The following is a 12143-nucleotide window of genomic DNA, read 5'->3' as shown; positions in this document are numbered from 1 at the left end:
GCTCCGTATAGTTCGAGTCTGGCGTTTCGCCGCAAGGACAATCTGGGTTTTGCTGGAGGGTGTATGGCGTTCAAACAAACAAAGGGCAACGTGACCGTGGAGGCCTGCGTGTTTTCCGCACCGGGTTTTGACCTGCCATGACGCCCTCAAGACCAGCGATGATATTCAGGGGGATGTGCAAGGTCGTCGCCATCGCCTTCGTCACCAATCAGGTTCTCACGACTATTTTTACGTACGTTGCGCAGCAACTCGACGCCTCACTGCCTCATGAAACGATCTGGCTGTTCAGCTGCGTGACATGCGGGCTGCTTACACTGTGGCTGCAATCCGATGCGCGGCGCGCGTTCGGCTTCGCGCGCGAGAAAGGTTTCGTGAAGACGGCCGGCGACAGGAAGCAGGAATTGCAAATCGCCGAGGATTGTCCGAAGCGGTGGCTGGTGATTTTGCATATCGAGTTGAATCCGGCTGCGATACAGGCATCGTGAGGATGCTTTTTTGTCGCCGTGTAATTTGCGTGCCTGCCTGTGCGTGCTGCAAAAACAGCAGTTTTTTTACACGACGTTAATGCCGCTTTCGCTAAGCTCAAAGTACAAAGTACCCGCCAGGAGTTCTCGATGATACGAATGCTGATCCCTGTTCTCGACCACGGCGGCGCGATAGAAGCCGCGCGCTATGCGGCGTTCATGTTTCTTGAGCGCGGCGTAACCGAAGTCGAATTGCTGGAAGTACTCGAGCCTGTTGATCAGGGGCGCGCTGCAGCCTTCCATACGCGAAGCTCACTGGTGCGGATGGAAAAACATGCGATGCTCAAAGCGCTGATCGATGCCCGCACGATTCTCGAAGAAGCGGGCGTGCCATATCACTGGAAGCGGGTATTCGGCCATCGCACGAAAGCGATTGCCGACTACGCGGCAACGACCCAGCCCGACGTCATGGTGATCGACGCGAGCCACATGGGCTTCTTTAGAAGACTGGCCATGTTCGCGTCGCTGTCAAGGCGCACGGTTACGCCGGTAACGATGGTTCACTGAGTCATCCCACGTTCATCGGCAGCAGCACCATCTGTTTGCCGTGCTGGTGCAGACGTGTCTGGATTTCCAGCGGTGTGTGATTGTGAAGCCACCGCGTCAGGATATTCACCCGTTTGAAAATCAGTTTGCTGGCGAAGCATACGCTGTTCGGGAATTCCTCCATGGCGGTCCCCGTCAGTTGGACGAATTCTTCCACAGGATCGGTGCCGAAAGCGATCCTATATTCAGCGGCCATTCCGTGCCGGCGGCACTGCGCCACATAGTATTCGAGCGCTGCCGAAATCGTTTTCCGCAACTGCTCAAGGTGCTCCGCGCCTTCGTAGCTTTGCGCGTCTACTTCACCCACCGCGAGAAATATCACATTCCTGAAGTGGTCGGGGAACAACCGGTTCACCCATAGCAACGCATGCATGCTGGCGCCGCGGTGTTTGCCGACAAGCAGAATAGCGGTCGGCAGGGAGGGATCCGGTTTGAGCGCCGCCGCCGCTTCGCTGACCTCGGGTGGAGCGCCGGTAAAGAGGGCATCTTCCTTCGCAATCAGGGCGCGGGTTTCGCTGTAGTGCCGTTTGATGGCGAAGCACAGGGCCACCACGGCGCCGGTCACCAGTACCGTCAGCCAGCCGCCCGCTGTGAACTTTTCGATCAGCGTGATCACCAGCACGGTGCTGGTGACTGATAGCCCCAATGCGGATAGCGCGAAGTGCGTGAGCCAGTTTTCGCCTTCATGGCGATGGCCCCACCAGTAAATGCACAGGCCCAGCAACGAGAGGCTGAAAGTCAGGAACACGTTGATGCTGTACAGCACCACCAGAATCGAGACGTCGCCGTGTGTCCAGATGAGCATCGCGAGGCTCGCGAGCCCCATCACCACGATGCCGTTCTGCCTGACCAGCCGCGCTGAGAGATCACGGAAGTGGCGCGGCACCCACGAATCCGACGCCATGTTCGACAACACAGCCGGCCCGTCCAGGAAGCCGGTTTGTGCGCCGACCAGCAGCAGGCCTGCTTCGAAGGCTAGCACCGCCGCAAGCAGCGCATGCCGCGCGAACGCCGAGCCTAGCCCGAGATGATCGATGACGCTGCCGAATACCACCGCGTTGAGCGTTTGACCTTCCACCGCCTGGGCGTGCCACAACATGTACAGCAGAATGATGCCGCCGGCCGTGAATGCGAGCGACGTAGACATGTAGAACATCGTCGTCCTGCCGTTCGGCACGCGCGGTTCGGCCAGCATGTTGACGTTGTTCGACACGGCTTCGAGACCCGTATACGTGCCGCCGCCTAACGAGAATGCTCGCATGAGCAAGGCCAGCACCACGAGGGGGCCGACAGCGTGCGACATGCCGCGCGCCTCGCTGATCGCGCCCGGCACGACGGCGGCGAGATGATCGCCGTGCACCGCGATGCCGTACACGATTAGGCCGAGATGCAGTACCACGAAACCGAGAAAGATCGGCAGCAGCACCATGATCGATTCGCGCATGCCGCGAAAGTTGAGGCCCGTCATCAAGACGATGAGGATGAGTTCGGTGGCGAGCTTGAACGCCTGCGCACTCACCGGCAGCAAGCTGAAGAAGGCATCGACGCCGCTTGCGAGCGAGGTTGCGACGGTCAGAACGTAGTCGACCAGCAGCGCGGCGCCTGACACCAGCCCCGGATGCGGGCCCAGCAATGCCGTCGCAACGCGATAACCGCCGCCACCGGTGGGAAACAGCTGGATGACCTGGTTGTATCCGAGCGCGATGATGAAGACCGTCGCTGCGGTAGCCAGTGCGAGAAACAAGGCAAGCGACGTGTGCTGGCCGAGCGCGAGGAAGGCTTCCTCCGGCCCGTAGCATGACGACGACAAGCCGTCGGCACCGAGACCGACCCAGGCCAGCAGCGGCGTGACGGCGATCGCGTGACGGGTTCGGGGATCGAGCGGATCCAGCGGCTTGCCGACGATCAGGCGCCAGAAGTTAGCGAAGACGGCCATGTCCCCTCCAGGCCCGGTCAGGCGTGCCGGTATGACTGCTGTTGTCTATGGTTCGACGCCCGAATGGTTCGGGCGTAAGGAGAATGACAAGTAGCGAGCGCTGCCGCGATCATCGGCAATCGACAACGAGAATGTAGGGCAGTTTCGCGTGGTGCGCCAGTGAACTATACCCGGGGGCGGATGTAGTCAGGATATCGAAAGGAACATGGGTGTGACTTTATCCCGGCGTAATTATTGTCCTGTATAGCCTACGGGTGCCGTGTACTTGCCCTGGATCGCATTGGCGTTCGCCAGCACCACATAAATCGGCGACTCGGTCAGCGTGAGATTCGCGACGCCGTTCGTGTAGCTCACCGAGCTTACATTGCCCATCATGTCGATGACGCTTACGTTGCCGCTCGTGCCGGTCGAGTTCACGGTCAACGCATAGGTGGTGCTATAGGTCGAACTGTAGGTGCCCGATGACGTCGGCCAGTTCGAATTGTTGTGCGTCCACAGCGCCGCGATTACCGCTCCCGAGTTCAGTTGCTGGAATGCGTAGCCATACACCATCGAGGGAAGCCCGTTGAGATGCCCGAGCGTTTGCGTGCCGTCCAGTACGCGTGTCAGTGCGGCAAACGCGAGCGCTTCTGGTTTGGGACTCAGATTCGTCGCGCCGTATTGCCCCTGCGAATCAGCGAGATCGAAGAACGTGCCGATGCCTACGTCGGCAGGATAGTCCGGGCCGTAGAAGAAGTAGGTGACCTGCGCACCTTCGCCGAGAATGATCAGATGCGCGCGCAATGCGACCGCGGCTTGCCCATACAGCTGGTTGGCCGGCGGGTAACTCGGCCCATAAGCGGCGCCGGAGTCGTAGGTGATGCCGAGCTCGGTCATCCACAAGCGCATGTTCGGCTTGACCATCTGCATCTGCGAACGCAGCGACCTCATCTGCTGATCGAGCGCGTTCGCGACATTCGAGGGATTCGGGTCGGTATCGTATTGTTCCGGCGGATGCCCCGCGAACGTGCCTGCGTTGTAGTAGCCGTGCGTCGTCACACCGTCGATGTAATTGCCAAGCCCTAGCGATGCGTAGGTGGCGAGATATCCCTGCGTACATTGCGTCGAGCAGTTGGCGGGGAAGACGTTGGTCGTGCCCATCACAACCGCGTTCGGATCAGTCGAATGCAAGCCTTTATAGACGGCTGCATACATTGCGACGAAATTGGCGGTCGAATCGACCCATTGGGGCTCCCACGTCACCTGGTAATAGTTGTATTGCTGATTGGGGAAGTACTGCTGACGGATCGCAGCGCTGTCGGTGCCCACGCGCGCCATGTAGTTCTGGTAGTAGGTTTCGTTTGATGGTGCGTTGGTGTCGTCCTGAAACGCGCCGGTCGGACTCGCCCACGCGGGAATGCCATCCAGCCTGATGAGCCGCATGATCTTGCCGTTCGTGTAGAACGAATCGAGATCCGAGAGGGAAGGCGTCCACGTATTCGCCGCATTGGGTTCCATAGCGGACAGCTCACGGTCGTCGATTGTTTGGGATATGCCGAGTGCTGCGAGCATCGAGCCATTGTCGTTGAAGCCCTGCATACCGAAGCGGTGCTGCTCCTGATGCGCGTAGCTGACTGCCGGTATCGTGCTGGACAGATTCGGCAAAATGCCGAACGTGGCGATGCCGGTTGGCCGCGTGCCGAGCTGCGGCAGCGTGCCGCCCGAGTGCGACAGCGTCGCCGTAATCGCGAAGTAACCCGCCGCGCTGCTCTGGCACGACAGCGTGCTGGTCCGCGTCCCGCTCGCAACGGCAAACGAACCGCTGCCCTTGATGTTGCCCAGCTGATCCTGCATCGACCAGACGACGGTGTCCGCTGATGTCGCAGCAGTGACGAACGACACCTGGAAGCTGCTGCCTTGATTGAAGAGGCGTGTGCCGTCGCTGCTTGGCGTGTCGGTGACGATCAGACCATTGGCGGTACCTCCGGCTGCTGATGTCGGAGCTGCGCAGGCGATGGCGGATGCTGGTGTTGGTGTTGGTGTTGGTGTTGGTGTTGGTGTTGGTGTTGGTGTTGGTGTTGGAGTCGGCGTAGGCGTGGGCGTGGGCGTGGGCGTCGGCGTCGGCGTTGGTGTAGGCGTGGGCGTGGGCGTCGGCGTTGGAGTCGGCGTAGGCGTAGGCGTAGGCGTAGGCGTAGGCGTAGGCGTAGGCGTAGGTGTTGGTGTCGGAGTCGGAGTCGGAGTCGGAGTCGGCGTTGGCGTTGGCGTTGGCGTAGGTGTAGGTGTAGGTGTAGGCGTCGGCGCCGGTGAAGGCGTCTTCGGAATCCAGCAGAACTTCGAAACTCCGTACGCCGGGTCGGTACCAAAAGCCGTATTGCTGCAAGTCACGCCATTGGTGAAAACTTTGCTCACGTTGTTGGCAGTCGTGCTCGCGCCATACAGCACGGTCATCTTGCCGCTGAACGAACAGCGCGCGTTTTCAACAGCGCATTGCGTCCACGCACCAGAGGGACTCGGAGTCGGCGCAGGGGTGGGTGTTGGAGTCGGGGTAGGAGTCGGCGTGGGCGTGGGCGTGGGCGCCGAAGTGCTTTTATACCAGCAACTCTTCCCATACCCGAACGCAGGATCCGTACTCGACACCGCTCCCGTCGAGCACTGCACGCCACCCGTAAACGGGCCATTGATATCGTATTGAAGCGTAGGCGACGTGGTGCCGTAGACGACGTTCGCCGTGCCGGTGAACGAACAGAATTGACCCTCGGCCGCACAGTACGTGTACGTGGTTCCGCTGATCGTCAACGAACTCTGCGCATGGGCAGCGCCAACCAACATCCCGCCGACCGGCGCAAGCATCAACAGCGCACGTTTCATTTCGGACTCCGCGAATAGATGTCGTCGGAGATGCCCGCGCGTCAATTGAATGCGTCGAGGCAGTCCGAGGCGTGATCACTGCTGGGGAGCGAAGACAAGGGCTTAAGTTAAGGCGATTTGACACTCCGGTAACGGACAACAGAAAGCTCTTTCCAGCAAAATCGACTTACACCCGCGTTTTAAACGTAGATTTTTCTCGATTAAGCGCTATTCGTATGAATAAAGCCGGTAGGGTAGGCGCGTTTTTCGAAAGCAAAAACAGCCACGCAAGTAGCTCTTACTTCCAGAAAACGTTCGTTTTGACACTGCTTCAAACTTCCCCCGTCCCGCTTGACACTGCTTGACTGTCCCGTTTTGGCATCGTCCCGATAATTGGCCCCGGCGCGGTCGGTTTGAGCGCAACGCCATCGCTGAACCCGCCACACACACGGTCTTTCAATACGACGCATTACTTATCAATGGGGATAACCATGAAATTCACGCGCTCAGGCGTTCTCGCTACGGCCATCGCTGCAGCAGCCGCCATGCCGGCCGTTTCGCAGGCAGCCGACGGCACCATCACATTCACCGGCCAGATCACCAGCCAGACCTGCACGATCAGCGGTAACGGCGGCGGCAAGAACTTCACCGTCACGCTGCCGACCGTCTCGACCTCGGCGCTCGCCACTGCCGGCACGACCGCGGGCCGCACGCCGTTCAACATCGCACTGTCGAACTGCACGCCGAATTCGGGCAACGTGTCGACGTATTTCGAACCGGGTGCCACGGTCGATACGACCACGGGTCAACTGATCAACGCCACCGGCACGGCGACCAATGTCGAAATTGGTCTGCTCAACGGCGACAGCAGTGTGATCACGCTGGGTGCGGCGCAGGCCTCGCAGAACTCGAAGGCTGTTGCGCTGGCAAGCGGTGCGGCCACGCTCAAGTACTTTGCGCAATACGTGGCAACCAATGGCGCGTCGACGGCAGGTACCGTCAATACGACCGTCATGTACTCGATCGTCTATCAGTAACACACGACGCTACGGGGCGGTGGCTGGCGCCCGAGAGAGGCGCCGGCTGTCGAGGAGATCAGAGCGAACCACGAGTTCGCCACGCAATCAGGATAACGAAATGGTAATGCGAAAAAAATTATCAAAGGCGATGACGGTTTTCGCATTGTCATGGTTGGTGAGCATCGCGCATGCGGGTGTCGTAATCAGCGGCACGCGCGTGATCTATCAGGCAAAAGAGCGTGAAGTAACCGTCAAGCTCAGCAACGAAGGTGACGCACCTGCGCTGGTTCAGGTGTGGCTCGATACGGGTAATCCGAACGCGATGCCGGACGAATCCAAGGTGCCGTTCACCTTGTCGCCGCCGCTTTTCCGGCTCGATCCGAAGAAAGGACAAAGCCTGCGTCTGATCTACACGCAGGAACCGTTGCCGCAAGACAAGGAATCCCTGTTCTGGCTCAACGTGCTTGAAGTGCCGCCGCGCGCGGCCGCGAGCACCACAGCGGACGATCCGAATTCGCTGCAGCTCGCGTTCCGTTCGCGCATCAAGCTGTTTTTCCGTCCGGCGGGGCTGGCGGGCAATGCGGACGAAGCGGCCGCGAAAGTCAGCTGGAAATTCGTGCGCAAGGACAATGGCGCTTACGCACTCGAGGCGACCAATCCGACGCCCTATCACGTGACGTTCAGCAAGATCGTCGCGAGTGAAAGCACGACGAGTTGGACCAGCGACAAGGGCGGCATGGTCGACCCGGGCGCGAGCGCGGACTTCGACATTGGCAACGTTGCGCCGCTCGCCGACGTGCCGGCGCAAGTCGACTACACATTCATTAACGACTACGGCGCCGGTGTCACCGGTAAAACGCTGCGCGACGGGGCCCGCAAGTAATCATGCGCACCCGGGAATATTCTTCGCGGCCGCGAGCCGGAAGCTGGTTCGCGCTCAGGCGCAGCCATGCCGTGATGCTCGGCGCGCTGGCCGCCTGGGGGGCGACGCCCGCGTTCGCCGACTCCACGATGCTTGCGGACGTGCAGTTCAACAGCGAGTTTCTGATGAAGCCGAAAGGCCAAAGCGTCGACGTGTCGCGTTTCGAGCGCGGCAATCCGGTGCAGCCCGGCGAGTACACCATCGATCTCTACGTGAACGGAAACTGGGTCGGCCACGACACGCTGCGTTTCGTGGCGCGGGAAGGCGCGGGGAACGCTGTGCCGTGTTTCAGCAAGGCGCTGATCGAGCGCCTCGGTCTGGACTTTTCGGCGCTGTCGGACAAGGGCCGCGGCGAACTCGCGAAAGCCCAGGCGGGCGAGTGCGCGAACCTCGCAGATCTCGTTGACGGTGCGTCGCAATCCTTCGATCTGTCCGATTTGCGGCTCGATCTGAGCATCCCGCAGGCGGCGCTGTTGCGCAATCCGCAAGGCTATGTGAGCCCCGAGTTCTGGGACGAAGGCGTGAGCTCGGCCACCTTGGGCTACAACCTGAATTCGTTTCGCGTGACGGGTTCGGGCTCCGCGGGGTCGTCAAATACGCAGACCTATCTCGGCCTGAATAGCGGCGTCAATGTAGGCAGTTGGCACTTCCGCCAGAATTCCGCGCTGACGTGGCAGTCGAACGGACCGCGCACCTATCAGAACATCGCGACCTACGTGCAGCACGATCTGCCGTCGATCCGCAGCCAGTTGACGCTCGGCGATGCCTTTACCGACGGCGCCGTGTTCGACAGCATCGGTATTCGCGGCGTCGAACTCGCGAGCGACGACCGCATGTTGCCGGACTCGCTGCGCGGTTATGCACCGCTGATTCGCGGTGTGGCGATGACCAATGCGCGCGTGAGCGTCACGCAGAACGGCAACAAGCTCTACGAGACGACGGTCGCACCGGGCGCATTCGAGATCAACGATCTGTACGCCACCGGCTACGGCGGAAACCTGCTCGTCACGGTCACGGAAGCCGACGGCAGTCAGCATAGTTTCTCCGTGCCCTATGCGTCGGTCGCGCAGTTGCTGCGTCCGGGCATCACGCGTTTCAATGTCGCCGCGGGCCAGCTTCGCGATGCGCAGGTCAATCAGCACGACAACCTGCTTCAGGGGACGGTGCAGCACGGTTTCAATAACGTCATCACCGGCTACGCGGGGACGATCGTTGCGGACGGCTACCTCGCCGGGCTGCTCGGCGCGGCGGTCAACACGCCGTTGGGTGCGGTCGCGTTGGATGTAACCGAGGCGCGCGCCAACATTCGCGGCGTGACCAACACCACTGGCCAGAGCGTGCGAATCAGCTACAGCAAGCTGGTGCCGGCCACCAACACGAACTTCACCGTCGCCGCTTATCGCTATTCGTCGAGTGGCTTCTGGGCATTGCGTGACGCCATGCTCGCGCGCAGCGCGGTTGCCGCGGGGCAGGACCCGACCTCGGTGGATCGCCAGCGCAACCAGGTTCAACTGACGATGAATCAGAGCTTCGGCAACGGCTGGGGCAATGCCTATGTGGTCGGCTCGACGCTCGACTACTGGAATCGCAGCGGTACCACCACGCAATTCCAGGTCGGTTACAACAACGTGCTGCGCGCGCTCGGCACCAACTTCAGCTACAACGTGTCGCTGTCGAGGCAGCGCGACGGCCTGACCGGGCAGATGAACAACCAGATCTTCGCGAGCGTCTCGATTCCGCTCGGTACGGGTCAGCACGCACCGACCCTGTCGACGAGCTTCACGCACAACAGTCAGAGCGGCTCGTCCGAGCAGGCGATGCTGAACGGCTCGGCCGGTGTGGACAACGAATTCACCTATGGCGTGACAGCGAACCATGCGCCGGGCTCGAGCGCAGGCGGCGTGAACGGCCAGTACCGCAGTCCGTACGCGACGCTGGCGGCGAGCGCAAGCGGCGGCTCCGGCTACTCGCAAGTGTCGGCCGGCGTGACCGGCGCGATCGTCGCGCATCCGGGCGGCGTGACCTTCGCGAACGATCTGGGCGACACGATCGGTGTGGTCGAGGCAAAAGACGCGAAGGGCGCACGCATCACCAATTCGTCCGGCGTGCGCATCGACAACTTCGGCTATGCGGTGATTCCGTATCTGACGCCGTATAGCCTGAACACGGTCGAAATCGATCCGAAGGGAATCCCGCTCGACGTCGAATTCAAGTCGACCAGCCAGCAGGTGGCGCCGCGTGCCAACTCGGTGGTGATGATCCACTTCGGCACGGTGACGGGCAGGGCGGCGGTGATCTCGGCTCGCTTGCCGAACGGCGCACCGCTGCCATTCGGCGCGACGGTGTACGACGCGAAGGGGCAGGGTGTCGGCGCGATCGGCCAGAACAGCCGGATCTTCGTGCGCGGCGTGGCCGATGAGGGCGCGCTTACGGTGAAGTGGGGCGATGCCGCCGATGAACAGTGTGCCTTCGGCTATCACTTGCCGCCGAAGGGCGAAGACCGCGGTGCGTATGCGCATATCGATGCTGTGTGCGGCGCGGCGGGCGGCGTGGCGAATCAGGCAGCGGCGGGCTCGTCCGCTGGAGGAAATGCGCAATGAAGATGTCTCTCTCGTACGGTGCCTTGCGTCGATGCTTCGGCGTCCTGATGCTAGTCGCTGCGGGTTGTGCTGGCCTGATCGCCAGCATGCCCGCTCACGCAGCGTTGCAATGCACGATTAGCGGCTCGGCGGCGATCAGCTTCGGTACGCTCACCGTACCGCGCGACACGCCGGTCGGCACGGCAATCGGGCCGGTGCAGTCGTCGACCGTTTCTGTCAACTGCCCGTCGAATCCGGGTACGGTGCCGCCGTACAACAACGGTTGGTATATCCAGTACTACCCGCAACTGACGAGCAGTCCGGTGGCGGGCGTGTGGAACACCGGCATTGCGGGCATCGGCATCAAGGTCGTGGACGTGACCTACGGCAATACGACTTTGTCGTCACTGGCAGTCGGCAAGTGGGGCGATTTCGGCGCACCGATTACGAACACGACGGCGTTCCAGGGCAGCTTCACGTTCACCTATCAACTGGTCAAGACGGCCGCACAGGTCACGACGGGTGGCGCGGTGAACATCCCGCAGCTATTCACGCTGGTCAGCCACAATATTCCGTTGAATGTAACGTCACCGGCTCTCGTGACGATCTCGGTCAACAACACATCGATCGTAGCGACCACGTGTACCGTGACGACGCCGTCAGTCAGCGTCACGCTGCCTACCGTCAATGCCAGCGCATTGAGCCCCGTCGGCACGACAGTCGGCAACACGAACCTCAGCATCGGACTATCGTGTCAGGCCGGCGCGAATGTTTATGTGACGCTGACCGACGCGACCACGCCCGGCAATACGACCAGCAATCTGACGCTGGCGAGCGGGTCGACCGCGACGGGTGTCGCGTTACGCGTGCTCAATAGCGGTGGAACGGCAGTCAGCTACGGGCCGGATTCGGCGGTGGCGGGCAATCCGAACCAATGGCTGGTCGGTGCATCGGCGAGCACGACCCGCATTCCGTTGACCGCGCAGTACATCTCCACCGGCACGGTAGGGCCGGGTACGGTGAAGGGGCTCGCCACCTTCACGATGAGCTATCAGTGAGGCTTGAAGGTAGGGTGCGTCGACTCGCCAACAACGTGCGGCGTGTTTCTAGCCGCGCCTACCCAGGTCTGCAAAACCGACGGTTCTCGCTTCGCATGCGTGCGTAAAAGCGGTGTCATAACTCGAGAAAAAAACCGTGCGGGTTTCGGCCAGCGTTTTAAACAGATCGACCAACACCCCGCGCGCCGATGCGTCGAGTCCGCCGACCGGTTCGTCTGCGATCACAACTTTAGTCTCGCCGAGTACGGCCCCGGTCAGGAAGAATTTCTTGCGCGTGCCAAACGACATCTGCTCGAAGCGCTTGTCGAGATGCGGTTCGAGTCCGAAGCGCTGGGCCAGGTTGAGCGTGTAGCTGTCGACCGCTGCCTTTCTCTCCAACGCCACACGCGCCAGATACTCACGACCGGTCTGCTCTGGATACGTCATGCAGTCTTCGGGCACGTACGTGAGCACGGATGTCGCCTCGCGCGGCGCGGTGCGCAGCGAATGGCCGCCGAGCCACACCTCGCCGGCGTCGGGCTCGATCGTGCCGGCGAGGATGCCCAGCAACGTCGACTTGCCGCTGCCGGATTCATCGTTGAGCGCCACGCATCCTGCAGCCGTGTCGTAATGCAGCCCCTGAAAGATGATGCGTTCGCTATAGCGTTTGCTGAGGTTCTCGAATCGAAGCATGACGTGCGGAGTGGTCAGCCGAAGAATGTGCCGGACGGCGGCAGCGAGGATTCTTCGGGAA

10 protein-coding genes are annotated in these 12143 nt (G+C 61.2%); 7 read left to right on the top strand and 3 right to left on the bottom strand.

The window, feature by feature from the left end; translation table 11 throughout:
- Nucleotides 1–173: 173 nt before the first annotated feature.
- Complete coding sequence (locus R8871_RS10130; RefSeq protein WP_246287510.1) at nucleotides 174–485, top strand: hypothetical protein; 312 nt, start codon at nucleotides 174–176, stop codon at nucleotides 483–485.
- A 129-nt stretch (nucleotides 486–614) separates the two neighbouring features.
- Entirely contained in the window at nucleotides 615–1031 is a 417-nt protein-coding gene (locus tag R8871_RS10125; RefSeq protein ID WP_175050308.1) for a universal stress protein, read from the top strand.
- A gap of 1 nt (nucleotide 1032) precedes the next feature.
- Here R8871_RS10125 and R8871_RS10120 read toward each other — a convergent pair whose 3' ends face one another.
- Together R8871_RS10120 and R8871_RS10115 are read right to left on the bottom strand one after the other, a co-directional pair.
- Nucleotides 1033–3006 (bottom strand): APC family permease, encoded by a 1974-nt coding sequence (locus tag R8871_RS10120; RefSeq protein ID WP_175050307.1) that lies wholly within the window; start codon nucleotides 3004–3006, stop codon nucleotides 1033–1035.
- 231 nt (nucleotides 3007–3237) lie between these two features.
- Nucleotides 3238–4839, bottom strand: coding sequence for a hypothetical protein (locus R8871_RS10115; RefSeq protein ID WP_246287548.1), 1602 nt, complete (start codon nucleotides 4837–4839; stop codon nucleotides 3238–3240).
- 79 nt (nucleotides 4840–4918) lie between these two features.
- On the opposite strand from R8871_RS10115, the gene R8871_RS38925 reads away from it, so the two are divergent.
- The 5 genes from R8871_RS38925 (at nucleotide 4919) to R8871_RS10090 (ending at nucleotide 11410) form a co-directional block, all read left to right on the top strand.
- A complete protein-coding gene (locus tag R8871_RS38925) occupies nucleotides 4919–5677 on the top strand; it encodes a hypothetical protein (protein WP_175050042.1) in 759 nt (252 codons plus the stop codon).
- A gap of 646 nt (nucleotides 5678–6323) precedes the next feature.
- A complete protein-coding gene (locus R8871_RS10105) occupies nucleotides 6324–6869 on the top strand; it encodes a fimbrial protein (RefSeq protein WP_169485047.1) in 546 nt (181 codons plus the stop codon).
- Nucleotides 6870–6975: 106 nt separating this feature from the next.
- A complete protein-coding gene (locus R8871_RS10100; protein WP_246287509.1) occupies nucleotides 6976–7734 on the top strand; it encodes a fimbrial biogenesis chaperone in 759 nt (252 codons plus the stop codon).
- Between the two features lie 2 nt (nucleotides 7735–7736).
- A complete protein-coding gene (locus R8871_RS10095; RefSeq protein ID WP_175050305.1) occupies nucleotides 7737–10373 on the top strand; it encodes a fimbria/pilus outer membrane usher protein in 2637 nt (878 codons plus the stop codon).
- Nucleotides 10370–11410 carry a fimbrial protein gene (locus tag R8871_RS10090; RefSeq protein WP_175050304.1) on the top strand — a complete coding sequence of 347 codons (1041 nt, stop codon included), beginning with the start codon at nucleotides 10370–10372 and terminating at the stop codon, nucleotides 11408–11410. The genes R8871_RS10095 and R8871_RS10090 overlap by 4 nt, the downstream gene beginning before the upstream one ends.
- Nucleotides 11411–11458: 48 nt before the next feature.
- On the opposite strand, the gene R8871_RS10085 is transcribed toward R8871_RS10090, so the two are convergent.
- Complete coding sequence (locus R8871_RS10085) at nucleotides 11459–12082, bottom strand: ATP-binding cassette domain-containing protein (protein ID WP_175050303.1); 624 nt, start codon at nucleotides 12080–12082, stop codon at nucleotides 11459–11461.
- Nucleotides 12083–12143 lie beyond the last annotated feature (61 nt).

This window comes from Paraburkholderia sediminicola (assembly GCF_902859805.1).
GTDB classification, from domain to species: Bacteria; Pseudomonadota; Gammaproteobacteria; order Burkholderiales; family Burkholderiaceae; genus Paraburkholderia; species Paraburkholderia sediminicola.
This window is presented reverse-complemented; position numbering and strand designations above follow the sequence as displayed.